Genomic DNA, 25,576 nt, shown 5'->3' on the forward strand with positions numbered 1-25,576 from the left:
TGAAGGATGGTTGCCGATAAAAGAACAAGCCTGTTTTACGGGGATAAAGGAAGGAAGAGACAGATGAGTCAGACAAACGTTTATTTTAATCATGATGGTGGAGTGGATGATCTAGTATCCCTGTTTATGCTGCTTCAGATGGAACAGGTTCATTTGACCGGAGTATCGGTTATTCCAGCAGATGGTTACCTGGAGCCGGCGACGGATGCCAGCCGTAAAATTATTGATCGTTTTGGACAAAATAAAGGGCCTGTTGAAGTCGCCAAGTCTAATTCACGCGGTAAAAATCCGTTTCCTGCCGCTTGGCGTTTACATTCCTTCTATGTAGATGCATTACCTGTGCTGAATGAATCGGGGCGAATGGAAGCACCGCTTTCATCCCTGCCAGCTCATCAGCATCTAATTGAAAAGGTACGCGGAGCTGAAGGTAAAACGCTGTTGCTATTCACTGGACCGCTAACCGATCTGGCACGGGCGCTGGATGAAGCACCGGATATTGAAGCCAAGATTGAAAAGCTGGTATGGATGGGCGGCACCTTTGAAAAAGGGAATGTGGAGGAGCCGGAGCATGACGGTACCGCAGAGTGGAATGTATTCTGGGACCCGGAAGCGGCCTATCGAGTATGGCAAAGCGGCATCACAATTGATCTGGTAGCGCTGGAAAGCACAAGCAAAGTGCCTTTAACTCCAGCCGTACGCAATCGTTGGGCTGCCGAGCGCCGATATGAAGGCGTTGATTTCCTGGGCAATTGTTACGCAGGATGTCCTCCGCTCGTGTATAGCGAGACCAACTCAACATATTACCTGTGGGATGTACTGACCACTGCATCTGTAGGACGCCCGGATATTGTCAAGAAAAAGACGGTGCATTGCAGTGTTATCGCAGAAGGCCCAAGTCAGGGCAGAACGGTGGAACAGGCGGATGGACGCCCTGTGAACCTGGTATATGATACAGACCCGGAAGCCTTCTTTACGTATATGGCGGATTTGGCCAAGCAGGCTGCTCCCAAACGTTACTAAGTCCAACTGTCCACAAACGTGTGGCATACAGTGATCATACTACCTAGTGCGTATGCATAGCTAAAACCCGTGACGCTATCTGTCACGGGTTTTATTAATTGGCCCAATATGATCGCAAGCCTACCGTTTGTTCAGGCTGACTCCTGGTATATTTTCAGGGTAAACTGGAGCGTAATCTCCGTCCCTCTACCAGGTTCGCTAATCCCTGTCATTTTACCATTCATTCGTTTCAACAGCTGTTTGGTAATCTGCCAACCCAAGCCGGGATTGTCATATGAGGGAGGGTACCCATGGTCATGCTCAAGCCACAATTTCAGCTTATTCGGAGATATACCAATTCCGGTATCCTTCACCCGTACTTCCAATTCAACCTCAGGCGCATCGGTCACAGATTGAGTGGTTGCAGATAAGATGACTGATCCTGTGCTTGTAAACTTCACTGCATTATCCACCAAATTAATCAGCATACGCCGAATTTTAGCCTCATCCCCGATAAAAATAGGCGAACTGGCAAGATTCCAATCCAGCTTCAATTCTAAATTCCGTTGCACAGCTACTTCTGTGTACAAGCTCAACACATTTTCCATCATCGTTCTCAGGTCAAATGGGTCCTCAAGATCATCAATCTGTCTGGATTCAATATTGCTATAATCCAAAATATTATTCAGCAGCATCAAAAGTGAGCGACTGCTCGACTCCATGATACTCATATATTGCTGTTGTTCTTCTGTTAACTCCGTGGTCAGCATGAGATCCGTGGCTCCCCAAATTTCAGTGAGCGAAAACCGAATTTTATTACTCAGGGAAGAAATCAAATCCAGCTTGTTCATAGAAGAGACTTCAGCATCGAACTTGTCTTTTTCCAGTTCTACCACATAACCCAGAAATACAGCCATAGCCTGAAGAGCCTTTATTTCCGTTTCTGTCAAATGGGCAGATGGCGCATCCAAAACACAAATGGTTCCGTAAGCCTGACCATCTTTCATGCGAATAGGAATTCCTGTAAATGAGTGGTTCCCAATGGTTTTAGTCACATCTAAACCACATGTATACGGGTGAGTAGACGTTTCCGAAATGGTGAGATAATCGGCGGAATGGTTCAGCACCAGACTGCAATAGCTAAGCTCAAAAGGAAGCTCCTCACCATTGCGAACCAGTACCTCTTCCCGGTTAAATGAATCTAAAATCACATTGGTAACCCCATCATTAGCGGCAATAAAAATGGTATTTACATGTAAAATATCACTCAGCACATCAATGACGTGTGCGGTAGCTTCTTGAATACTATTATAAAAACCTGTAGGTGAAGTAGTCATGTGTCTCCAATCCTGATGCAAAGTGGTGGTTATCAAAACTCTAGTAGTTTGTGTACCCCATTCCTGGTTCTCTGAAAGTGTTGTTGGAGCGTATCGTTAATTATACATGATTATTTCATTATAAACCGAGCTTTCTACTTCGATTTACCTATTCATTTGCACAAACCTTCATCTCCTAGGTCTAGTCTACAGTTTTTCTAAGAGGTATGGGGTATGCGAGTACACATTTATGAAATCATAAAATGATTTTTTTGGGTTTTTATACATTCGTTTGCAATCTCATCATATGAAAAAAGTGTAATTAAATAGGAGAATAGAACCAGTAAAATCATGTAAATATTCTATATAATAGGTTCAGAGGTGGAATTATGAATAGACTGGAAGCCCTAGATCACTTCCATAAGACCTATGGGGAAGCTGTGTTGAATCAGAAATTACATCAGGTGGCGTCTTTGTATGAGCACAGAAAAGAAGAGCTCATCTTCTCTTTTATCCATTCCTTTCAATTGATCTGCCTGCAAGCGAATTCTGCAGAAATGGCCAAAATAAGAATCGGATATATTACCTATTCTATGCGGCGCACATATCTGATGGATCGCAATTATAACTATGTCATCGAGATGTATGGTAAGGATTGGTACTTTGACCCTCAACCTTGGCATGGAACCTATGATGCAGGCTGGGCGTTCAGCTTGTTGGCAGAAATGGAGGACGAACTGAATCAGCTTCGAAAACCTTATATGAATAAGGTTATTCAGCCTGATGTCGAGCGATATGTCCTTCAGGCTGCGTGGGAATTTCATCAATACATTTTGAAATTAGCTAAAGACGCTATACAGCAGGCTGTACAACTCCCTGAATTCCAAGCATTGAAATGCGAGAACGATTTGGAAATAAGAATAGGAGAGTATAAAGGAATCAGTGAGGTGGTGTATCCAACAGCTTATGGAGTACTACATGATTCAACAGGATAATCGTATTACAGAGTATATGTTTCCAGTAGAGACAAATCGTAGACAAATGTTGGAATGGGCAGAACGCTCATTGTGTACTGATGAAGAGTCTATTTTGCAATGTTATGTATCAGGCGATGCGGACTATATTGATTTTATAGAGCAACCAGTAGCCATTGTTTCTGAGCAACTAAAGGAAATCTTTGATATATACCAAGCCGGATTACGCTGGAAGCTGATTGTTTTTGCTGATATGCAGCGTATGCAGCAAACGAGGTATTGGCTGGCTCATCCGCCTAGCCTGATGTGTTTATCACCACTTAGCGAATGTCATAGGGACGGTACACTGAAGAAAATCATTTTAGATGAATATGCAGTCGAGAATCATAAGATATTCAGGGTTCAGCATGCCAATCAGCATATCATTGTGGACCTAGATGTAGCTGAATGTATTTTGAAGTTTAATCTGGCTGGCTTGAAATTACAAAAGGTTGATACGGAGAGGCCGTCTATATAAAGGAGAGTCCGATCATGAGTGAGAGCTATGTAGTGGACGGGGCACAGATACAGTGTACCTATGGAAGTCATTCGGGCAGGTTTAGTGTTTCAGCTAACAGGGGGATTAGTATTGGTGATAAATTGCAGGGGAATATTCAGGATTTTCACCCGCAGACGCATATCCCATCTTTCGGCATGTGCCGTAGTATGCACAATCCTACAGTTTCTTCTGCTAACAAGGGCAATTCTGGAAGAATCATTCCGCAACCCTGCATACCCAGCGTGTCTATGCCTTGGTTGAATGGAAAGAAGGATGTATACGTAGATCAATCTCCGGCTCTGATGAGCTGCTCCACGAACCTATGCATGTGGTGCGGGAAAATTTCATTCACGTCAGATGGGCAGGAATAGCTACTCATTGTAGAAACATCACATGTTAAGACAAATGGGGGGAGTAAGATGGGACTGGCAGGAACTGTGCTGACTTATGGAAATATTAGAGTGAATGCGCCGTATGAAATTGTCCGTCTACTGGATGTTCAATTGACACTGAAGGTAAATGAGCACGGCAAAGTGTACATCACTGCTCTCATACCGGATGAAGATCATGCGAAATATGATGGTTTAGCGCATGATGAGGATGTGCTAGAGGTATACGAGATGGATGAAGATCGAGGCACAGTAAGCATCTTTAAAGGAATCGTCACCCATATTAGAATTGGATTCACAAATGGTGTATATCACATGTACATAGAGGCAGCCTCTTTTACATATATGCTGGATCGACAACGGAAAAATCGTTCGTTTCAAAACAGCAGCTTGACGTATTATCAATTGTTTCGGGAGCTTATAGATAGCTATCCACACGGCGATTTTATTGACCTGACAGACAGCAACCAAAAGCTCGGCGGCTTTACTATTCAGTATGGGGAGAGTGATTGGGAGTTTCTGAAAAGGATGGCCTCTCATCTGCACACTGGACTGATTGCCGAGATTACATCCGTATTTCCGCGGCTATGGTTAGGTACCTCAAAAGAACAGGTGAAAGGTGAACTGAGCAGCATTAACTTTTCCCTCCAAAAAACAAAGTCAGGCCCCCAGTATACGTATGCTGAAGTGGAGGACACGAAACGTTTTGAACTTGGAGATGTGGTCTTGTTTCGACGAAAGCATTGGGTTATTGATCAGATTCATGCAGAGATGAAGCAGGGCATTATGACATATGACTACGTTCTCGTTCCAGAAGCGGGCATTCCGAGGGAGGTTATACATAATCAGTTTATCAAAGGTGCTTCTATTGAAGGGAAAGTTATTGAATTAAATAGCGAAAACGAATCCGTTAAACTTCACTTGTCCGTAGATTCCACGCAGTCCAAAGCTGAAGGGTGCTGGTTTGCTTACCCCACTATGTATACCGGTGATGGGATCGGCTGGCATTGCATGCCCGAGCTTGGGGATCATGTCCATTTGTATTTTCCATCCAACAAAGAAAAGGAAGCTCGTGTAGTTCAATCCCTGCGTAAGAGAGACTACACAGGAGATGAAATCAGCCAGCCATCCAGAAAGCTGCTTCATACCAAATCACAAAAAGTGGCGAGATTCGATGATAAGGAATTGGCCCTCTCCACCCAGAAAGACAAGATACTTGTACGCTTAAATCCTGCATCTGGTATTCACGTGTACAGTCATCACGATCTTACCTTTCACGCCGATACAGACCTGGTGCTGCATGGCAAAAAGGTACAGATGACCGCTACTCGCGAAATATCTCTGACGTGCAAAACCAGCTATATCCGAACCGATGGAACACTTCATATCAAGGCTAGTAAGTTCATGAAAAATCAGATGCCTGATGCCGAATTGAAAGCTTATCAATCCCTGATTCAAGAATTGAAGGGGAAGGGATATCCACAATGGGTACAGGATTTGCTGCTTCAGTACAAAGCCGACTACTACAAGGCCGTGGCAGCAGGGGACAAAAAGGGGGCCAAGGAAGCAGCGGCCAAGGCCAAGCAATTGCGTCAGCAGGTGGCAGAAATAGATCGTATGCCTGCCTGGGCCAGAGCGCAAATGCATGGATACACGTCCCAATGGTGGGAAGCGCATGGCGCAAACGACAAGGCCAAGCAAAAGCAGATGCATCTTCTCGCCAACCAACTGCGTGACAACGTGCTAATCAACGAGCTGATTCGTGGTCATTCAGCCAAATCCTATCTGGATGCGAATCGGCTGGAGGAACTGTCCGGGCAATACGCAGATGCGGCCCATAAGCTGACCGTTGCCGACCAAAAGGCTATTGCTAAGGAAGCGGCCGCTCTGCGGAGTAAGTACGGGGTGAACAGTCAGCTTGCCAGAGAGAATTTGAACAAGCTTGCCAAGAAGTATCCAGACAGCTTCTCGTACAAGCTACCAACTACAGGCGATTGGGATAAAGAGCTTAACGCCGCACTGCATGCTTTTGCGAAAAAATACGGCCTGGAGAATAAGGGCTACGGTCGGGATGTACTGGCCGTATACCTGCATCAAGTAGCCAATGGTATTCTTCCATGGCCTAAGGTTAATAAGGCTGCAACGCCAGCAGCTCCAACAACGAAAACGGAACCGGGCAAGAAGACGCCGACTACTCCTGATAAACCGTCGAAAGAGGAAACGAAGCCATTAGATCCTAAGGATTATAAAGATGGATTGGTAGCGGTGAAAAAGATTGAAAGCTATATAAGTAGTAAAGGCATAAAAGGTAATCAAGCCCGGGCTCTGTACAGAGTAAACGATTATACCAATAGTAGTATCATTCAAAAGAAGCTGTCCTCGAATCGTAAAGCACCGCTTGTGTTTTTCTTTGAAGGGGATGGTTCTTATAGTTATAAACAAGAAGACCACCCGGAAGGTCGATATGGAGCAATGGTAATTGTGGTGATAGACGGCGAGATTAAGTATACAAGCAAAAATGCCAGCACACTTCCTGATTATGAGAGCAAGTATAAAACGGTTAAAGATGGAGTATATGAGTTTGTAGGCGGGTTGCATTTGAGTACTTATCCTGCTTTGCGTATTCGGAATGGTGCACCAGTTCCAGCAACCAAAGGAAGTCAAAAAAAGGAGTGCACAGCAGAAGGTGTAAATATACACCAGGGCTATAATGCTGATAAAAAGCCTAAACCAACTTCGACAGCTTGTATAACGGTTCATAAAGACGAGTATGTCAGATTTCTGAGTTCAGTAGGCGTGGTGAAGAACTCATTAAATGAAAAAGCTAATCCTGTAGAAGGATTAGCTATTCTTGATCGGAAGGATAGAACAAAGTGAAGATAATCAGAAGCATATTAGTCATTCTTTTTTTAATTATGTTGTCAGCATGTAATGCTTCTCCAAAAGACCCCACTTCCTTTTCTTCGAAAACAGTAGGTGTGACTTCAGAAGCGATAGCATCATCTAATAAAGATAATAAAACGGAGCTTGTTAAGGAGAAAAATAAGAAAGAATGGGCTGTAACGATAGAAGAAGGCAGAGAAGATCCTGAAACCTATTTAGTTCAGCTGGAAGGGACAAAAGTCGAACGGTTCTTAAATGCCAAGAAACTGATTAGTCTCCTACAGCCGAAGGAGGATAAAGAGAAATATCGAGATTCCTATGTAGATGTAGGGAGAGTTCAAGAAGATGGGGGTCAAGTCGCATTCGTATTAGATTTATTTAATGAAGCGAAATTAATAATACAGATTTATGATTTGGATTCGGGTAACAAAGTCAATGAATTTAAACTACCTTATAACCGTCCGGTAATTTCTCCTGATTTAACCAAGTATTTATATGAGGATAAAGATAGAACGTATATATATGATACGGTAACAAAACAATCAACAGCTATTCATTTAGATGGAAGTTCTATAGATATAGATGACATTCATCTAGGACAATTTTCACCAGATAGTACCCAGTTTTGTTTTACCGACAGCCAGCAGAATCTTGTCATATTTGATGTATCGAATTATAGATTCATTAAGAAAATCCATATAGATTCTGGTATGGCGATAGTCAACCAATGGACTCAGAAGAATCAATTAATCTACTCTATTGATTCCATGTCTGTAAATAAAACGTACTTGTTAAATTTAAATAATGAAGAGCGGCGCCTTTTAGGCAAGGGGATGGAACAGCCCTTAATGTCTCGAGATGGTTCGGAGGTATGGTTTGAAAAGTTAGATTCGCCATCCAACTATAAACTGAATATAAATACAGGTTTAGAAAGTAAAGTCGCATCTATCACTATAATTAATGAAAATATGGCGACACCTGTGCAGTGGTTTTACACCGCTAATGACTTTTCTAAGTATGAAAGTGAGATAAAAGTGCATCAAATTAAAGCTTCATCGACTCTGCCAAGTAAAGGCACGCAAACTTATGACGCCAAAAATTTGGTAGATAGAGATTCATCTACTGCATGGTGTGAAGGCGTGAACGGCAACGGGGAAGGAGAAACAATAGTATTAGACCTAGGCTCTTTACAAAAGGTAAATGGCATCCAAATTATTAATGGATATGCTAAATCTGAAAAAAGTTATCGGGAGAATAATAGAGTTCAACAACTAAAACTGGAATTCTCGGATGGTTCCTCTCTAGAAATGAATGATTTTAACACACGTAAAAAATTTAAGGAGCCTATTCATACCTCATTTATCAAACTTACGATTTTATCAGTTGAACGTGGAACAAAATATCAGGATACATGCATTTCTGATATACGGCTTTTCTAGCATTCTTACAAAAGGGAGATAGCCTATGAAATGGAAAGAGCCAACGTTTGGTGCAACCCCTATGTTGAAAGCTTTAACAACCGCTAATGCACGCAGAAAAGCACAGGCTTTTGATCTGGTGGCAGAACAGAAGAAACAGAAACTGAATTACCCCGAATGGGCCCAGTCCTGGCTGCGTAAATACAAAGAGGACTGGTACATCGCTCAAGCCAACGGTGATGAGGTAGGCATGCGTAAAGCGCAAAAGCTAGCAGAGGGGCTGCGAAGCAAATTACGTGAAATGGCCACATTCCCCAAGTGGGCTCAAGAGGAAATGAAAAAAGAAACAATCCGCTGGATGACTGCAGAGGCAAGCGGGAATATCAGGGAAAAGTTAGCTGCTGAGAAGGCGGGACGAGCCATTCGAGAGAAGTTGGGGCTGATTGATACTAGTATTAAAGAGCCACCAAAAGAACCAGTTACCAATAAATCAAAGGATGGTTCTAAAACTGAACAAGCACCTCCTGATAAATCAGGAAATGATAGCTTTGAAGCTGAGCTTGCTAAATTTCCGGAATCATACAGGCCAGCTCTATTAAAATTACACAAGCAGCATCCTTCTTGGCGCTTTATAGCAGAAGAAACAAATGTAGATTTTAATAGTTTTCTCAAGGCAGAAATGAAAAATGGACTGGTGTGTACGGAAGTAGACAAATATGGATATTCACCGTCTTGGAGAGACCCTAAGTTCAAATATGATAGAGGATATAACGCTGCTTCTCCTAAGGCAGTTTCATATTTTTTAGACCCGCGTAATTTTTTGACTGAGTCTCGTGTATTTCAATTTTTGTCGGGAAAGTATGATAAGAACACCCAAAATAAAGAAGCTGTTAATAAAGTGCTAAGCAAGAGCTTGGCTAATAAAGGGGATGTATTCTTAAAGGCAGGTGGCAATGAAGCGAGTGCAGTATTTTTAGCAGCAAAAGCTATGGTTGAATCAGGAGGCGGAACTTCAACTTTAGGTAAGGGACAGGTTCCGGGATATATCGGATGGTACAATATGTATGGCATTGGCGCAAACGATGGGAGTGCGCTCAAAAATGGTGCAAAAAAAGCTAAGTCAGAGAATTGGAATTCTGTCGATAGTGCAATAATTGGCGGAGGTAAATGGATTTATAGGAATTATATTAAAACAGGGCAAGATACGCTTTATAGCTTAAAGTGGAATGTAAATTCCTTTAGGAGTAACGGAACTGTTAGTAAGCAGTATGCCACGAATATTATGGATGCTTATGTAAAATCGGATCGCTTTTCCAAGGGTCTTAAAACCGTAGATGCACCTCTTACTTTTAGAATACCCGTATATAAGAATATGCCTGCAACGGCTTGTCCTGAACCTACACAGGCTTCATCAAGGTAATCAAGCTAGTATAAAATAGGCATTTTGAAAGAAGGGAAAGTGTGATTAGTGATAAGTTATTTGCACTCGTTTTAGTTGTTTTAATTCTTAGTGGTTGTGGTGTGAATAAAGAGGCTGAGGTAAAAAATATCGCTCCTAAACCATCTACATCAACTGTTGTTAGTCCTGAGATAACGGAAGGTACTAGTAAAGTTACTGTGGAGGATACTAGGAAAACTAATGTGCAAGATTCTAACACCTTAGATCAGTTTATAAAAAAAATTCAACCCCCAAATGAGCAGCTTCAAAAAGTATTAAAAGAAGATTTGGACCGTGATGGAAAGCCGGAATATGTGCTTGCTTTTGGATTAGAAAAAGGGGGGATTGACAACATATTTGTAGTCCGGGAGGATGATGGCTATCACATCATTGGTAAATTAGAGGACCCAGTTATGGTTGCACATCTTAATACAGACATGAAAATTATGAAGCTGGATCAAACAGAACAAAAATTTATAGTTGTATATTCCACTAGCGAAGTGGATGAGGCCGAAGGATTCTCTATATTTACTGTAGACCATAACCGAATTAGCAACCTGAATTACAATTATCCAGAAGCAACAGGGCAAGGGAGCAGGAAGCTAGAGGACATTAATAAAGATGGTGTTTTTGAGGATGTGAGTTACTACCGTTTTCAGGATACTCAGAAACATACAATAATAACTTATCAAAAATTCGACAGTACCGGACCCGAAAAAACAAAAGTACTATATGAAAATAAGAATAAAAAATTTGTATATCCCACGGATCCCAAAGACATTATTCAAAATTATTTGGAGGATCATTATCTTAGGAATCGCTTCTTTATACACTTGCCTGAAATGGCGGAATTTATTGCTTTGTCAGCAAGTCCAAAAAATAATTTTGAAAGTATCATAGATTTTTCCGCTATGGACTATACAGGATTAGACTTGAATGTAAAAGAGATTGCTTATGAGGCTAATCAGCGGGTGTTTTTGGTAAAGAGTAGCTCAGAAGAAGAGGAATCAAACCAAGGACTTGTATTTACGTTAGAAAAGCAGTCAGGCATGTGGAAGATTATGAATATAGAGATGAACGATAAATTGTAGAAAGCGTGATCTCCAGCATGAGTTACTTGAAGTATGTGCGAATTTGTTACGTGCTGTTATTACTCATTTCCTGTGTAGTGCTGAATGGATGCATGAAGGGACAGGATTCTCCAGCAACAGAAACAAATCATACACTTTCTCTCCAAAATGACGTTAAAACGATTTCTTATTCAAAAATGTTGGATGTGTTAGTTCAAAAACTTCGTATAGTCAACGATGAGAATAAGGATTCTGATATCAGACAAAACAAGCTTGAGGAGTTCACACAGGAACTTAATTTGTTGTTAAACGAGCCAGAAAGTGTAGAGATGAAGGATGGAGAATTAGTAGAAAAATTCGATAACAATCTCACTATCTTAACAAAATCGTTTCAGTTAAAAAGTGGGCAGCTAAACGTTAGGGTTATGAATTATAGAGCACCTAAAACGCTGACAGGTACGATCGGAGATAAATACACATTTATTCAGTGGTGGAGTTCGAAGCAACTTGTACACGCCCAGATCATTGAGGATGGCGGGCCAGAATTGACTACAGACTTTGTGGTTCGAGATTCAGACCAAGGAATACAGTTGTGTTTAGGGGGACATGTTTCCATATATCATCCAGACCCCGTATTTATTGATTTGTGGGAGTTGTCTGGACAAAAGTGGACGCAGAAAAGTATAGATGTAGGTAAGATAAAGCTCCCGGATGCGTGGGAACTGAACAAGGATACGAATGAGCCTATTATTATCGAGAATCGACAACATGATAGCATGAGTATCGAGGTTTTAGACCACGGCGATGGTTTCTTAATAAACAGTGATGATTCTGAACAAAACCTTATCATTGAGTTCTCCAAAAGTGGAGAAGTCCGTATTGATTCCGAATATAGCATCGCCTCGAATACTCATGGTGAACCGCAAAGCTATGAGCTCACTCGAGAGAAGTATTCAAAAAATGGGATCGTGATTAAATACCCTCAAATTACAAAACTCAAGGATATTGCAAAGCAAAAATCTTTAAACCAAATTCTTAAGACTGATGCTTTAGAAGGGTTACAAAACTATGCGGATTCCAATTCTGGAGTTCATGTCGAAATTGATTATGAGATCAAACGACAAAGTGAACGATTCTTGAGCGTTCAATATAAGGGTATTCGTTATGTGAAGGACGCAGCCTATCCTACTCATATGTTTTATACGACGAACCTGGATATGAAGCAGGCTTCAAGGATAGGATTGAGGGATTTGGTAAAAGTCGAGAAACCTTTTGTTGAGCTTATAAAAAGCGGGAAGATTACAGCTGTTCAGCCGGAGCAACAAGGATTAATCGGTGATTTCACAAAAGATGATTTGGTGCAATTGTTAGCAAACGCAGATGTAACCAAAGGTTCGCTTGCGGAAGTAGAAATGGAATCGTTTAGTTATCTCACAAATGATTCGTTGGGGATGAGTGTACCTATGGCTCATGTAGTAGGGGACCATGCGGAGTATGAAATTCATTTTGCACAAATTCCAGAGAATATCAGGCAGAATAAAGAACTATGGAGTGAGCTAAGTTCTGTTGAGGATCAGTCTGTTTCCACAGTTGGCGGTGAAAAATTGGATACCGACCAATATGAAATTGAAGAGTCGCAGTCTTTTCAAACTACTCTCGAAGGCTTTGGAAAAGTACGTTTTGTATCCACATATGGGTATCCAGAAGGTTTTCGTAAATTCTTTTTCTTCCTACTGGATGACCAAGGACATATTCTATATCCATTCCCCAATTTCTACGGGAACCGTGAGTGGGTTGCACGTTACGGAGGAGTAGAAGCAGTGGCCTTCAAGGATGTGAATAAGGATGGATTGAAGGATGTTATCATCATTGCCGATGTTGACAACGGGATTCATGGGCCTGGTAGAGTTGATGAATTCCCTATAGCGGATATTTATTTTCAGAAAACAAATAAAACCTTTACCACGATCCCTGCATTAGATGAGACTCTTAACGATCAGGGACATAATCAAACCATTCAAGATGTCGTTCAATATGTAAGCAAACAACGGATAAACGTAAATTAACCGATAAAAGGGAGCGGTAACATGGGATATCCAATCATCAAGTATAACGGGACGGTTTTATCTCTTAAAAACCCGAAAGTTAAAGTTGTACAGAAAATGAATGAGCATGTGAAAGTCTTTTTGACAGGTGTGTTAACGGGTGCCCAAATGGAAGAATATACAGATCATATGGAAGCAGGGGCGAAGTTAGTTGTATCTTATGTGAATGATGATCATAAACAGATTGTATTATTTCGAGGATTAGTCGCGCAGTTTAGAATCAAGTTGGTGTCCAATGTAGCCCATTTGGTCGTCGAAGCTCTATCCTATACAAGCCATCTGGATGAAGTGCTTCATAGACAAACTTTTCAAAATGTAAAGATGAAGCTGCAAGTATTGCTCGAGCATGTGCTCAAATCCTATCCCAAATCCAATTGTACGAGCCGCTTAAAAGATCAGCTTTTACAGGAATTTACGATGCAATTCGACGAAACAGACTGGTCGTTTTTGAAGCGTATAGCGTCTCGACTCGGTTGGGGACTGATACCTGATCCGATTGGAGAAAAACCTCAGTTTTATTTTGGATTACCGGATGGTGCGAATCAAGGCGAGCTGAAACAGTATAACTACTCCATGACCAGAAAAACCAAACCAGGTTCCGGCAAGGACGACAACCTTTTGTATTATAAAGTGCAAACGACAGGAGCCAAAGATGTCCTACTGCAAATTGGGGCTGAGGTTAAATTTAAAGGGAAAACTTTATACGTCCTGCAGTCTGTGGCGTTTATACGTCATAGTGCTTTGTGGCATGAGTATGTGCTGACTACAGCGGATGGAATGAAGCAGGATTTGATTGTAAATGAGAGCATTCGTGGCATCTCGTTGAAGTCCAAGGTCATTGGAATCGAGCAGGATCATGTGAAGGTTTTCTTTTACGAAATGGACAAGGTCAAGCCGAACGTAAAGGAAACCTACGCGTTTCCAACGGCTACATTTTATACATCGGAAGGAAATACAGGATGGTACTGTATGCCGGAGTTGTTTGACTTTGTAGACATTTACTTTCCGACCGCTAAAGAAAAGGACGCCATCGTAACTCATTCAATCCGCAAGAGATCCAAAGGGGGCGACTTTATTAAGGACCCGTCCACGAAGATCTTTATGACCAAGTACCGCAAAGCCATTATATTTGAGAAAAATGAAATTTTAATCACGGGGAACGACGATGAAGTAGTGATTCGACTGCTAGATGACCACGGCATCGAATTGCGGAGTAAAAAGGACATCCGTGTTAAGGCTGATGGAAACCTAGTACTCAATGCGGGTAACACCATACAAGTCACAGCCAAAGATGCCATTGGTTTAAAATGTAAAACGAGTTTGGTCGAAATGGACGGAAACATCAAAATGACTGGAGAAAAGATAAAGACGCAGTAAATAAAACCACCAAGGGAGGGGGAAAAGCATGGCTAAAGTAACTACAGGAGCAATCGTGAATGAGAAAACGCCGACCCAGGAAGATATGGTTCAAGAATGGAAACGTAAAATAAGCAAAGGCGAATATCCTTTTATTTATATAAATCAGCCTCTCGCTCAAAGTGAAAAACGGTAAATGTGTCAGGCAACGAGTAAACAAGGCTCCTTAGGAGCCTTATTTCTATGTTCATCTGTGCAACTTTCACCTAACATACAGTTACAAAGACCTATTCCGCCCAAGCTATGTACTATGACCAGAAATACTGAATTCAATGACTTTATACTTATTTTTCCTCTCGACTATATCACTCGTAAATAGGATGCACTATAATTATACTACTTCTTAATTTGGGAAAAATTAGACGTTAACATTTATAATAGCCCTTCTCAGGAAGAAGGGGTCTTGTATTTGGGAACTTCGCTGTCGATAAACCAATCTGGCCCAGAGACGTCGATTACTTCTTTGGTTTTATAACTGTAATAAATAGTAATTTTGCTGTCTTCGTGACCTTTAATGTACCCATACAGATATATTCTTGAGTGGATAGCCGGATCGTCCACAACATAATCTTTTAGTATGAAATCAGCATTATAGTGTTCTTTAATAAATTCCACGCCGATCGGAGTGGCGACGTCTACTAATTCTTTTTTCTCTTTGTCGGACAAGCTGGAACAACCTCCTAAATACATAATAATTAAAATAAGTGCCAGAATCAGTTGGATTTTTCTGTTCAAGTTACAATTCTCCTTTTCTGGTAATCACCTTTTTTCATAACTCTATAATATATTTACACAATAGACAAGGTGGGAATAACTTGACCTACATTAACGACAAAACATATTGGACCATTGCAGATAGAGTGTATGACCGGGATTTGACTGCTAAAGATGCTAAGAGCAGAATTCTTCCTGACTGGAAGATTGTTGAACCTGAAGGTGCTATGCTGCATGACACAAACGGTTCTGGATTCGATGCGACGGTATTCCATAACGAAAAAACCAATCAGGTGATCATCGGTTATAGGGGGACAGAACCTCCAGATCGGCCCAAGTGGAGCGTGGCGATGGACTGGGGGACGGACATCAGCGATGTCGTCGGAGGACGCGCAAAAACGTTGGAAGAAGTCCATCATTATTATGAAAATAATAAGGAAGAGGTGGCTAAACTCCCACCACAAGTGCAAACTGCATTTCTTCAATATGAGGAAAAGTATCAGAATAATCAATTTACACAAGCTCAAAATCTATATGATGTTGTAAAAAAAGAGTATCCTTCTGCTGAGATAACGACCACAGGCCATTCTTTAGGAGGAGCGGAGGCAGAATATGTGGCGGTGCGGAATGGACTGACATCCGTCAGTTATAATCCACCAAGCATTGTACATCTATTACCGGATGATCTTCAAAAGAAGGTAGAAAATGGCGATTTTCGAAAGACGAATGTCGCTTATGTCAACCCGAAAGATACTATTGGTTCGGGAGTTAATGATGCACAGCCACATGTGGGTGCAACCTACTTTATAGACAATGATTATAAGACAGCTAATGCAGCCAAAATCACTGTTCCTGTTTCATTACCAGTCGAAAGAGAAAATAAATGGGCCAACTTTTTTTTGGGACCCAAATGGACTCCCATTGTTTATGTCCCAATTACGTTGCCCATGATGCAGCAAGATGCAATTACCAAGTTCTATAATTCGGTATTGGGTGAAGCAACGCATAGCATGGATCATTTCACATTTGATGAAAATGGCAATATTAGCAATCCGCTGTACACCATGGATGGACAATTGGTAGAAGGAAATCCGCGGGTCCAAGCGTACGAGCAAATGCTGGCTGCGCAGGCAGAGCTCAAGCAAGTCATGGGCGATTTGGTCGAACGCTACGGTGGACAACTGGGTGCCTTCGGTCAGTTTGCTGCTAATGCCCTAGGTGTGAATTTGATGGGAGCAGGCCAACAAAATGGCCGCGCTAATGGTGGAGCTTATTTTGTAGGCAACAAAAATGGGGGTACAATTCAATTAACACCTGAAGAGCTAAAGCATGCGGCTAATCAGATGCGCTCTAGCTTGCATGGATTTTCTAGTGATACCCGTGCGTCCATTCAGTTATTTCAGGCTCATATCGGAACAAGTGAAAGTCAGTCTTTGACCCCGCTTGCGCATAGTGCTACGGCGACACTGGATCGAATTAATCGCTGGTATCAGGAATCGATTACAGAGATAGCAGAGTACATCGATCGCAAGGGTCAGGAATTTACGATGGTGGATCAATAAGAAAGAGCAGCTGGAAGAACACAACGGGAGGCGAAAGAGATGAGCAGAATATCTTTGAGCCTGGGGGATCTGCGGAGGGCTGTACAGCAGTGCGAGCAGCTAAAGCAAAGACTTCAGCATCAGGAGCAACAGATGAAAACTATATATAGTCGTCTGCAAGACTGGCGGGGTGAATCAGCTGCTGAATTAACACGCAAAATGGAGGCGTTCCTCCAAGGAACCACATTACGGATACACGAGTTGGATGAGCATAAAGAGCAGTTGAAACGTTATATTCGCAAAATGGAAGAAGCTGATCGGCGGGAAGAAAAGCGCAAACGAGCAGCACAATGGTGATTAGGCGTATATCATAGCTAACTTTATGTTGTTGTGCCAGCTACATAACTTAAAAGAACCGTACTATCGCTAGGGGACTTCTGCGGGGTACGGTTTAATGGTGTGTACATAAAAAATACATATATAGTAGAAGAAAAAATATCTCCCGAAATGCGAAAATAGCATCTTTGGAGTCTGTAGCTTGAAGTTGCTATTATTATTGAAGCATTGTTATGCTCACTACAGTTAATGTAAGTTTCATATGATCAATGGAAATAGCTACTTATTTCCTTTCGTTGTTATCGGTCCTTTGGTAGGATGGATCTAAACCGAGATTTTTGAAATCGGTAAGTGTAAAAATGTTCTAAAGCTACAAAGTTCGACATATTGTTCGCTTTTTCGCGATGTATACTATTGAATCAGGGATTTTAGTTTGCTATTTATCGTATATTTATGTATAATCTATCGTGTTGAAAGATTGATTGTACGTAATATGCTGATGAGGGTGGGTTCATGACGCTGCTCGACAGTAACGAAAGCAAGAAGCGGATGTGCCAGATTTACAATGAAGTTTCAAAGGAACTGTTCGGCTTCGGGACCACGCTGTTGCGGGCCACCGTTGAGAACAACATTGTTACCTTTGTAGCGAAGCACCGGCGTTCTCCACGCTCGGCGGCATTGGAAGTGGAAGCCCCCGGCTTGAAGCTGGAAGTGGATTTCCGAATGTCCATGCTGTACAAGAAGAGACTTCGCGAGAAGCTGATTGAGGATATGGAGCTCGATATAGAAGCTTTACTGCGCGATTATGATTCAGCAACGCAGTGGGCCATTACGAACATCATACTGAAAGAATCCTAATAAAATTGGATATTCGGCTTTTCGCTTCGGATCTATCTGAGGGGAGAACCTGTTATAACGCGCAGCGGGATCAACTTATTCTTTGTTTACGAAGAAAAGTATTCTTGTTTTACAAGAGTACTTTTCTTTTTTGTGTCATAAGGTGTGCAGAATAAAAAACAGGGGGAGTTTCATATGAAAAAGTGGTTTAAAGGATTTATGGCTGTGACCTTGGCATCTGTGGTACTGGCAGGTTGCGGCAGCAATGCTACTGGTGGTCAGGCAGATGGAAAAGATGGCTCAGCTGATGGGAAAAAGAAACTAGTTATTTCCACATGGGGCTTCTCCGAGGACTTTTTTAATAAAGAAGTGTACGCGCCTTTTGAAAAGGAGCATAACGTTGATATTGTTGTAGAAATCGGAAATAATGCGGAGCGATTGAACAAAATCAGTCAAGGCAGCACGGATGTCGATCTGATTTATCTGTCTGATTATTATGCCCAACAGGGGATTCAACAAGGGCTATTCGAGAAGTTGGATCGCAGTAAAGTGCCGAACTTGAACCAAATTTATGATATTGCCAAAGCACCGCTGGGTGAGGAATATGGACCTGCTTATACAGTTGGACGCCTCGGTATTGCCTATAATCCGGAGCTGGTGAAAAAAGATGTGAATTCCTGGGCTGATCTGTGGGGCACTGAATTCAAAGGAAACGTGACTCTGCCGAATATTACGGCAACGGCTGGGCCGATGATGGTGGATGCGGCCTCCAAGGTAGCGGGCAGCAAGGAATTTAATGAAGACCAAGCCTTTGGGAAACTGAAAGAGCTGAGTCCGAATATTGTTAAGTTTTATAGTAAAACGTCTGAGTTCGTAAACATGTTTAGCCAGCAGGAAATTGCGGGCGGTCCGATTATGGAAATGTACTTCAAAGATTTGCAGGCAGCTGTGCCAGGGGCGAAATTTGTGGCTCCTAACGAGGGTGCCTACGCAGTAATGAACACAGTTAATGTAGTAAAAGGGTCTGACCAGAAGGAGCTGGCTGAGGAGTTCATCAACTGGCAGCTGAGCAAGGAAGTTCAAGAAAAATCCGCCAAAGCAAAGGTTGATTCTCCGGTGAACACACAGGTGGTACTGTCTGGTGCGGATACAGAGGGAATTACGTACGGTGCAGATGTAGTGAATAAGCTGACCAAGCTGGATATGAAATTCGTTAACGATCATATCAAGGCATGGACAGATCGCTGGAACCGGGAAGTTGCACAATAATGAAAAAGATCATATTAGATGTAGATACAGGCATTGATGATGCGTTGGGTATTTTACTTGCGGCCAAAAGTGGTCAGCTGGATATCCAAGCGATTACTACAGTATGCGGTAATGTTTCACTTAAACAAGCAACACTGAATACATGCAAAATCCTCAACCTGCTGGATAGACCGGATATTCCGGTCTATCGGGGGGCAGAGGCTCCATTAATACGCAAAGGTCTGCACGAGCACCGTGTTCATGGAGAAGACGGCATCGGAGGCGCATTGAGTGGAATAGTCCCAGCCATCTCTGCATCCGAAGGTTTCGCACCGGATATCATCATTGAGACTGTGATGGCTCACTCGGGGGAAGTAACGCTGGTTTGCACCGGACCGCTCACCAATCTGGCGTTGGCGCTGCTGAAGTGTCCCGATCTGACGGATCACGTCCATGAGGTCATTTTTATGGGCGGCGTTATTCACGGATGCGGTAATATCACACCTGTAGCGGAGTATAACATGTACGCTGATCCTGAAGCCGCACGGATCGTATTTCACGCAGGATTTGGTCGATTGATACAAGTGGGGCTGGATGTAACACGGAAGGCGCTGCTGACTGCCGATCATATTGCTCGTCTGACCCGTCCAGAGATTCGTAATTATGTAGCTGAAAGCACGGCCGTGTATACTAAGCGTTATGAAGAACGCAACGGCGTAAAAGCGTGTGCGCTTCATGACCCGCTTGCCGTAGGTGTGGCATTGAATTCGAGGATAGTTGATACGACGCTGTTATATGTCGACGTGGAAACCTCCAGTCGCATATGTGACGGACAGACGGTAGGCGATGTGCAGAACCGCCTCAATCATAGTCCCAATATGACTGTGTGCGAACAGGTGGACAGCGAAGCTTTTCTGGAACTGTTTATCCAGGTGCTGAACAAGGAATAACATTTTGATAACCGCAAGGAGCTACCCATGAAGAAAACATACTTGTATTGGCTGCTGCTGCCAGGTTTGCTCTTTCTGGCGGTGTTCATGGTCATTCCGATTGTGTTGACGATCGGTTCGACCTTCGTACAGAACAGCTCATTCACCTTAGAAGGCTATCTCCATTTCTTCAAGGACCCTTATTTTCTGAAAATATTGCTGACTACGCTGGAGGTCAGTGTCGTAACGACTCTCGTATGCGTATTGCTCGGTTTTCCGACGGCTTACTATATTTCACGAAAGGCCCCGCGTCGTAAAGGGATTTTGCTGGCGCTGGCTATCTTCCCCTTGTTGACTAGTCCGGTGGTGCGATCATTCAGCTGGATGGTCATTTTGGGTCGCAAGGGGTTATTAAACAACGTGCTAATGAGTTTAGGACTCGTGGATGAGCCGCTGAATATTTTATACACCCCGGCAGCGATGATTATTGGTCTGGTCCATTTGTTTTTGCCGCTGATGATTATTTCACTAATTGGTGTGCTTGAAAATATCGACGGTGATCTTGTCCATGCTGCTCAGAGTCTTGGAGCTTCCAGATTCAGCGCATTCTGTAAAATTGTATTCCCGCTGTCTGTTCCGGGTCTGATCATTGGAAGCATTCTTGTTTTCGTGGGCAGCCTGACCGCTTATACGACCCCAGCACTGCTGGGAGGAAAACAGCGGGTTATCGCTACATTTTTGTATCAAAATGCGATGACGCTTAACGACTGGTTTTTAGCCTCTGTTATCGCAACAATTATGATTGCTATTACATTTATCGTGGTCGGTCTCTTAAATAAGGCGGCCCATAAACTCAATCCGAAGGGGTAGGTGGATATGCGGGAGAAACATTACGGACTAGGCTTCTTTAGCCTGCTGGTCTTCATCTTTCTGCTCGGTCCGCTGTTGATCATATCGGTCACTTCTTTCGAGCCGGGCACGGTATTAAAATTTCCTCCGCAGGGCTTTTCCTTGCGCTGGTATGAAAATATTTTTGAAGTGGATTTGTTTATGTCTACGTTCAAAACGTCGATTGTCGTCTCTCTGCTGGGCAATATCTTGGCGTTGTTAATCGGTATGCCAGCCGCTTATGCACTTAGTCGGTTTTCCTTTCGCGGGAAGGATGCGCTGAATGCCTTGTTCCTTTCCCCGTTACTTATACCAGGTATTGTGCTTGGTTTTACACTGCTGCGTTATTTGATCATTGTGTACCATTTACCGGTATACGCTGGACTTTTGATCGGGCATACGGTGATTATGCTGCCGTTCATTATTAGAGTCATTGCATCCAGTTTGTCTAACTTTGATTTTGCGATTGAGGAAGCAGCGCTTAGTTTGGGAGCTGGACGGCTGGAAACCTTTTTCAAGGTGGTTCTACCCAACATCCGCTCAGGTATTATTGCGGCTATCCTGATTGCCTTTCTGGAATCATTCAACAATGTCGACATTTCCGTCTTTATGACAGGACCGGGCTTCAGCACCCTGCCTATTCAAATGCTGACTTACGTCGAGAATTACTTTGACCCGACGATTGCAGCGATCTCGGTTATGCTGATGATTTTAACGGGTATCCTGATGTTCTTGATTGAACGACTGATGGGATTGTCTTACTTCACTAAAAGGTAATGGAGGCTTCAACCTTATGGCACTGCTTACTCTGGATCGCGTTTCGGTCGCTTATGACAACCAACTGATCTTGCAGGATTTCGATTTGCAGCTCGAACGGGGGCAATTGCTCTCGTTGCTCGGACCGAGTGGTTGTGGCAAAACGACTACACTTCGTCTTATTGCAGGATTTCTCGAAGCTAAACAAGGAACATTTTTGTTTGGTGATAAGGATTATACCCGGGTTCCAGTGAATAAACGGAACTTCGGTTTTGTATTTCAAAGTTATGCGCTTTTCCCGCATTTGTCAGTTTTTGATAATGTAGCCTTTGGTTTACGCTTGCGTAAAGTAAAAGAAGATGATGTAAAACGACGCGTTATGACTATGCTGGATACGGTGAGCCTGGGGGGATTTGAAAAACGTTTCCCCGGCGAATTATCAGGCGGGCAGCGTCAACGTGTGGCGATTGCACGAGCGCTTGTAATTGAACCCGATCTGCTGTTGTTTGATGAACCTCTGAGTAACTTAGATGCTAACCTGCGTGTGAATATGCGCGTAGAAATCCGCCGTATTCAACAGGAACTGGGCATCACTACCGTATATGTATCGCACGATCAGGAGGAATGTTTTTCGATTTCTGACCAGGTTGCGATTATGAATAAGGGGAACATCGAGCAATTAGATGCTCCATCGACCATTTTTAAATATCCGACGACCGAATTTGTCGCCCGCTTTATTGGGTTTAATAATTTTCTAAGCTTTGACGAGCGCACTGAAGAAGGGGAACGTATTCGATTGAATACAAGCGACCTTTCGTTTAGCGTAGTGCGTAATCAGGGTACAGTCCAACCGGGTGCTCGCCAAGGCGCTATTCGCCCGGATGATTTGGTCATTCGAACTGAAGGCAACGAGACAGGAGAAAATGAGCTTCCCGGTGTCATTAAGGTAAGTACGTACCTAGGACGCAGCTATCAGTATGTGGTAGAGACAGCGAAAGGAAACTTTACGGCTAATCAGGAAATGGATACGCCTTACTTGAGTGGTCAACGGGTTACCCTGCATTTTCCGGCAGACAAAATGGTGCTGGTCCAATAATCAGCGGGTTCGATGAAGGAGATACATCATGCGTGCAGACAAAATGATTTTACAAGTTAAGGTGTATAACAGTTACTACAAGACGTTCGAGGAAGGCAATGTGGCTATACTTGACGGCAAGTTTATGTATATCGGTCAGCGCGGTCTGGAGTCTTTTGAGGCTGCTGAAATTGTGGAGGGGCACGGGAAATATATGATTCCCGGCCTAATCGACATCCATCTGCATATCGAAAGCACAATGGTGACACCAGCAACCTTTTCCTATGGACTCATTCGCAATGGGGTCACGACGATTGTACCAGAACCGCACGAAATGGCGAATGTTTTCGGACTGGAAGGCATTCAGGAAATGATGGAGGCCAGCAAAGATTGCGTGGCTGATATGTTTTACGGGATTCCTAGCTCTGTTCCAGCGACGCCTTTGGAAACCTCAGGGGGTGAAATTGACATCCCTGAAATTGATGCTTTGTTGCAAACAGGTGAGATGATCTGTCTGGGTGAAATTATGAATTATGTGGATGTCATTCGTGATCCGGAGAGCAAGACGAACCGCATCTTACGCCACGTTCGTGAGCACTACCCAGAGCTGATCATTGAAGGCCATACGCCGCAGTTGCTTGATCTGGATCTGCATCAGTTGATCTATGCAGGAATAGGCTCAGACCATACCCACCAAAGCATTGAGGGTATGAAGGCCAGAATGGCCGCCGGGATGTTTATTGAGATCCAGGAAAAATCCATGACCCCTGAGGTGATGGACTATCTCATTCAGGAAGACGTGGCACAACATTTTTGCTTCGTAACGGATGATGTGATGCCGGACTCTTTCGTAGAGCGAGGGCATCTGAACCACATCGTAAGTAAAGCGATCGGGATGGGAATGAAGCCTGAGGATGCGATTTATGCAGCGACGTATACTCCTGCTGCCCGGATGCGTATGCATGACCGCGGGACCATTGCGCCAGGGAAAATAGCCGACTTCGTGCTGCTATCGGATCTGGAGCAATTTGATGTAGAGCAAGTCTATAAGGACGGACTCAAGGTATTCGATAAATTCGAGGAATACCATCAGGCACCGGTAAAAAGTTGCTTTCCCGCCCACTTTTATCAAAGTGTGAAGCTCAATCCGCTTACGGAGCAGGACTTTACTGTAAAGTTGGATGTAGCTGATGGCGCACATCCATGCCGTATTATGATGGTCAAGGATGGATCTACTTTTACAAGCGAACGGATTGCACCTGCACAAGTAGAGCAGGGTGAACTGGTATGGGAACATGGTGAACATGGACTCATTGCTACGTTTGAGCGGTATGGCAAGAACGGCAACCGTGCTTACGGTTTGATCGGGGGAGATACGATTAAACGCGGGGCAGTGGCAACCACCTATTCGCACGATAACCATAACTTGTTGGTCGTGGGGCATAACAAGCAAGATATGATATTGGCCGCGAATACGGTTTTATCCAGCCAAGGGGGCTTTTGCGTAGTTGAAAATGGCAAGGTGCTGTCCCATTTACCGTTAACGGTGGGCGGAATTTTAACAGAAGGACCGCTAGAAATGGTTGCTGCCCATGTGAAGGAACTGCGTTCAGCCTTACTGTCGCTGGGCTATCGCCATTACAATCCAATCATGTCGCTCAGTACTCATTCTTTGCCAGTCAGCCCGGCTTTGAAAATTACCGATCACGGCTTGATTGATGTAAATGCAGGCAAAGTTGTATCCTTAATCGTGGAACCTTCTGAAATATAAGAATAAAAGTAGAGCTGATCCATTGCGGGTCGGCTCTTTTCATTATTCAGGCAGACAAAATTAACATCTTGTAGAGGCTTATTGTTGTAACCTATTTATGATGCGTTGGGAGTACTTGATGAATATTAATCAATTGGCAACTTCACATAATCTTCATGATTAAACTCTAATAAAGTGCTTGAAAAACACTAACATAGTGTTATAATTAAAACAGGATTTAGATTAAGTCTAAATTAATTGCTAATTATTTTTTAGTTTTACGCATGGGATTTAGAAGAAAATCAGACACTACTGCTAGCGAGTATCAAGCATCACTCAACTATACTATGAATCATAACGAGAGGGGATTTTACACATGAGTACATTAAATCATACGAACGCACCTACACAAGAGGCAATTCAAGAACTGCACAAGGCATTGAACCGACACGTGGCTACTTGGTCTGTATTGTACACAAAACTGCATTATTTCCACTGGTATGTAAAAGGACCTAAATTCTTCACACTGCATGCTAAATTCGAGGAGCTTTACAATGAAGCAACAGCTAATCTAGATACGATTGCTGAACGTTTGTTGGCTATTGGCGGCCGTCCTGCTGCGACCTTGAAGGAGCATTTGCAACTGTCAGCTATTCAGGAGTCCGCAGGCGAGCAGACAGCTGAAGATATGGTGAAGTCCGTTGTAGCCGATTTTAAAACGATTACTGTTGAACTGGCTAATGGTATGGAAGCAGCAGAAGCGGCACAGGACAAAGCGACAGAGGATCTTCTGAATGGCTTGAGAGAAGAAATGGATAAACATATCTGGATGCTTAGCGCATATCTGGGATAAGTTTCTGGGAGTGTTTTCCACGGATATGGAGATCAGGTGAACAAGATATACATCCCGTTGGTTCCGGCCTGCTACTGGAGTATAATGACAAAGAAGCATGGAA

23 protein-coding genes are annotated in these 25,576 nt (G+C 43.0%); 21 read left to right on the top strand and 2 right to left on the bottom strand.

Going from position 1 to position 25,576, the window contains the following annotated elements:
* Positions 1-63: 63 nt before the first annotated feature.
* Positions 64-1,020: a nucleoside hydrolase gene (locus tag G9G57_RS01645; protein ID WP_013373589.1), complete on the top strand. Its 957-nt coding sequence runs from the start codon at positions 64-66 to the stop codon at positions 1,018-1,020.
* A 131-nt stretch (positions 1,021-1,151) separates the two neighbouring features.
* Here the strand turns inward: G9G57_RS01645 and G9G57_RS01650 are convergent, their stop codons facing one another.
* A complete protein-coding gene (locus tag G9G57_RS01650; protein ID WP_126666462.1) occupies positions 1,152-2,336 on the bottom strand; it encodes a GAF domain-containing sensor histidine kinase in 1,185 nt (394 codons plus the stop codon).
* A gap of 368 nt (positions 2,337-2,704) precedes the next feature.
* Between G9G57_RS01650 and G9G57_RS01655 the strand changes: the two genes are divergently transcribed.
* From G9G57_RS01655 to G9G57_RS01700, 10 genes are read left to right on the top strand one after another with little or no spacing between them, the layout of a single operon-like run.
* Complete coding sequence (locus G9G57_RS01655) at positions 2,705-3,310, top strand: hypothetical protein (RefSeq protein WP_126666461.1); 606 nt, start codon at positions 2,705-2,707, stop codon at positions 3,308-3,310.
* Positions 3,294-3,806 (top strand): hypothetical protein, encoded by a 513-nt coding sequence (locus G9G57_RS01660; protein WP_016822743.1) that lies wholly within the window; start codon positions 3,294-3,296, stop codon positions 3,804-3,806. The genes G9G57_RS01655 and G9G57_RS01660 overlap by 17 nt, the downstream gene beginning before the upstream one ends.
* 14 nt (positions 3,807-3,820) lie before the next feature.
* Positions 3,821-4,198: a DUF4280 domain-containing protein gene (locus G9G57_RS01665; RefSeq protein WP_017428631.1), complete on the top strand. Its 378-nt coding sequence runs from the start codon at positions 3,821-3,823 to the stop codon at positions 4,196-4,198.
* A gap of 48 nt (positions 4,199-4,246) precedes the next feature.
* Complete coding sequence (locus G9G57_RS01670; RefSeq protein ID WP_164964402.1) at positions 4,247-7,093, top strand: contractile injection system protein, VgrG/Pvc8 family; 2,847 nt, start codon at positions 4,247-4,249, stop codon at positions 7,091-7,093.
* A complete protein-coding gene (locus G9G57_RS01675; RefSeq protein ID WP_019688899.1) occupies positions 7,090-8,538 on the top strand; it encodes a discoidin domain-containing protein in 1,449 nt (482 codons plus the stop codon). Before G9G57_RS01670 ends, G9G57_RS01675 begins: the two co-directional genes overlap by 4 nt.
* 25 nt (positions 8,539-8,563) lie before the next feature.
* The gene (locus G9G57_RS01680) at positions 8,564-9,937 is read left to right on the top strand and encodes an N-acetylglucosaminidase (protein WP_019688898.1); all 1,374 of its coding nucleotides are present in this window, start codon (positions 8,564-8,566) and stop codon (positions 9,935-9,937) included.
* A gap of 41 nt (positions 9,938-9,978) precedes the next feature.
* Positions 9,979-11,046, top strand: coding sequence for a hypothetical protein (locus tag G9G57_RS01685; RefSeq protein ID WP_019688897.1), 1,068 nt, complete (start codon positions 9,979-9,981; stop codon positions 11,044-11,046).
* A gap of 17 nt (positions 11,047-11,063) precedes the next feature.
* A complete protein-coding gene (locus tag G9G57_RS01690; RefSeq protein WP_019688896.1) occupies positions 11,064-13,091 on the top strand; it encodes a hypothetical protein in 2,028 nt (675 codons plus the stop codon).
* 21 nt (positions 13,092-13,112) lie between these two features.
* Positions 13,113-14,507 carry a hypothetical protein gene (locus G9G57_RS01695; protein WP_019688895.1) on the top strand — a complete coding sequence of 465 codons (1,395 nt, stop codon included), beginning with the start codon at positions 13,113-13,115 and terminating at the stop codon, positions 14,505-14,507.
* A gap of 28 nt (positions 14,508-14,535) precedes the next feature.
* Positions 14,536-14,682, top strand: coding sequence for a hypothetical protein (locus G9G57_RS01700; protein WP_016822753.1), 147 nt, complete (start codon positions 14,536-14,538; stop codon positions 14,680-14,682).
* A gap of 251 nt (positions 14,683-14,933) precedes the next feature.
* Here G9G57_RS01700 and G9G57_RS01705 read toward each other — a convergent pair whose 3' ends face one another.
* A complete protein-coding gene (locus G9G57_RS01705; RefSeq protein WP_016822754.1) occupies positions 14,934-15,281 on the bottom strand; it encodes a hypothetical protein in 348 nt (115 codons plus the stop codon).
* Between the two features lie 80 nt (positions 15,282-15,361).
* Between G9G57_RS01705 and G9G57_RS01710 the strand changes: the two genes are divergently transcribed.
* From G9G57_RS01710 to G9G57_RS01755, 10 genes are all read left to right on the top strand, one after another.
* A complete protein-coding gene (locus G9G57_RS01710; RefSeq protein ID WP_038978173.1) occupies positions 15,362-16,822 on the top strand; it encodes a lipase family protein in 1,461 nt (486 codons plus the stop codon).
* Between the two features lie 39 nt (positions 16,823-16,861).
* Positions 16,862-17,158: a WXG100 family type VII secretion target gene (locus G9G57_RS01715; protein ID WP_017428620.1), complete on the top strand. Its 297-nt coding sequence runs from the start codon at positions 16,862-16,864 to the stop codon at positions 17,156-17,158.
* A gap of 492 nt (positions 17,159-17,650) precedes the next feature.
* Positions 17,651-17,995 (top strand): hypothetical protein, encoded by a 345-nt coding sequence (locus G9G57_RS01720; RefSeq protein WP_013373571.1) that lies wholly within the window; start codon positions 17,651-17,653, stop codon positions 17,993-17,995.
* 174 nt (positions 17,996-18,169) lie between these two features.
* On the top strand, positions 18,170-19,243 hold the full coding sequence (locus G9G57_RS01725; RefSeq protein WP_016822757.1) for an ABC transporter substrate-binding protein: 1,074 nt from the start codon (positions 18,170-18,172) through the stop codon (positions 19,241-19,243).
* Entirely contained in the window at positions 19,243-20,172 is a 930-nt protein-coding gene (locus tag G9G57_RS01730; protein ID WP_019688893.1) for a nucleoside hydrolase, read from the top strand. Before G9G57_RS01725 ends, G9G57_RS01730 begins: the two co-directional genes overlap by 1 nt.
* 27 nt (positions 20,173-20,199) lie before the next feature.
* Positions 20,200-21,021, top strand: coding sequence for an ABC transporter permease (locus G9G57_RS01735; RefSeq protein WP_019688892.1), 822 nt, complete (start codon positions 20,200-20,202; stop codon positions 21,019-21,021).
* Positions 21,022-21,027: 6 nt separating this feature from the next.
* On the top strand, positions 21,028-21,816 hold the full coding sequence (locus G9G57_RS01740; RefSeq protein ID WP_013312456.1) for an ABC transporter permease: 789 nt from the start codon (positions 21,028-21,030) through the stop codon (positions 21,814-21,816).
* 16 nt (positions 21,817-21,832) lie between these two features.
* A complete protein-coding gene (locus G9G57_RS01745; protein WP_016822760.1) occupies positions 21,833-22,891 on the top strand; it encodes an ABC transporter ATP-binding protein in 1,059 nt (352 codons plus the stop codon).
* A 28-nt stretch (positions 22,892-22,919) separates the two neighbouring features.
* Positions 22,920-24,641 carry an adenine deaminase C-terminal domain-containing protein gene (locus G9G57_RS01750; RefSeq protein WP_017428615.1) on the top strand — a complete coding sequence of 574 codons (1,722 nt, stop codon included), beginning with the start codon at positions 22,920-22,922 and terminating at the stop codon, positions 24,639-24,641.
* 355 nt (positions 24,642-24,996) lie between these two features.
* Positions 24,997-25,473: a Dps family protein gene (locus G9G57_RS01755; RefSeq protein ID WP_017428614.1), complete on the top strand. Its 477-nt coding sequence runs from the start codon at positions 24,997-24,999 to the stop codon at positions 25,471-25,473.
* Positions 25,474-25,576 lie beyond the last annotated feature (103 nt).

It is taken from the genome of Paenibacillus sp. EKM211P, from assembly GCF_011066175.1.
In the GTDB taxonomy this organism is placed as follows: Bacteria; Bacillota; Bacilli; order Paenibacillales; family Paenibacillaceae; genus Paenibacillus; species Paenibacillus polymyxa.

Coding starts and splice junctions, on each gene's coding strand:
- G9G57_RS01720 (WP_013373571.1), top strand. CDS start 17,651: ATGACGCTGCTCGACAGTAACGAAAGCAAGAAGCGGATGTGCCAGATT.
- G9G57_RS01715 (WP_017428620.1), top strand. CDS start 16,862: ATGAGCAGAATATCTTTGAGCCTGGGGGATCTGCGGAGGGCTGTACAG.
- G9G57_RS01745 (WP_016822760.1), top strand. CDS start 21,833: ATGGCACTGCTTACTCTGGATCGCGTTTCGGTCGCTTATGACAACCAA.
- G9G57_RS01650 (WP_126666462.1), bottom strand. CDS start 2,336: ATGACTACTTCACCTACAGGTTTTTATAATAGTATTCAAGAAGCTACC.
- G9G57_RS01655 (WP_126666461.1), top strand. CDS start 2,705: ATGAATAGACTGGAAGCCCTAGATCACTTCCATAAGACCTATGGGGAA.
- G9G57_RS01690 (WP_019688896.1), top strand. CDS start 11,064: ATGAGTTACTTGAAGTATGTGCGAATTTGTTACGTGCTGTTATTACTC.
- G9G57_RS01750 (WP_017428615.1), top strand. CDS start 22,920: ATGCGTGCAGACAAAATGATTTTACAAGTTAAGGTGTATAACAGTTAC.
- G9G57_RS01755 (WP_017428614.1), top strand. CDS start 24,997: ATGAGTACATTAAATCATACGAACGCACCTACACAAGAGGCAATTCAA.
- G9G57_RS01695 (WP_019688895.1), top strand. CDS start 13,113: ATGGGATATCCAATCATCAAGTATAACGGGACGGTTTTATCTCTTAAA.
- G9G57_RS01660 (WP_016822743.1), top strand. CDS start 3,294: ATGATTCAACAGGATAATCGTATTACAGAGTATATGTTTCCAGTAGAG.
- G9G57_RS01700 (WP_016822753.1), top strand. CDS start 14,536: ATGGCTAAAGTAACTACAGGAGCAATCGTGAATGAGAAAACGCCGACC.
- G9G57_RS01665 (WP_017428631.1), top strand. CDS start 3,821: ATGAGTGAGAGCTATGTAGTGGACGGGGCACAGATACAGTGTACCTAT.
- G9G57_RS01725 (WP_016822757.1), top strand. CDS start 18,170: ATGAAAAAGTGGTTTAAAGGATTTATGGCTGTGACCTTGGCATCTGTG.
- G9G57_RS01645 (WP_013373589.1), top strand. CDS start 64: ATGAGTCAGACAAACGTTTATTTTAATCATGATGGTGGAGTGGATGAT.
- G9G57_RS01735 (WP_019688892.1), top strand. CDS start 20,200: ATGAAGAAAACATACTTGTATTGGCTGCTGCTGCCAGGTTTGCTCTTT.
- G9G57_RS01680 (WP_019688898.1), top strand. CDS start 8,564: ATGAAATGGAAAGAGCCAACGTTTGGTGCAACCCCTATGTTGAAAGCT.
- G9G57_RS01740 (WP_013312456.1), top strand. CDS start 21,028: ATGCGGGAGAAACATTACGGACTAGGCTTCTTTAGCCTGCTGGTCTTC.
- G9G57_RS01670 (WP_164964402.1), top strand. CDS start 4,247: ATGGGACTGGCAGGAACTGTGCTGACTTATGGAAATATTAGAGTGAAT.
- G9G57_RS01730 (WP_019688893.1), top strand. CDS start 19,243: ATGAAAAAGATCATATTAGATGTAGATACAGGCATTGATGATGCGTTG.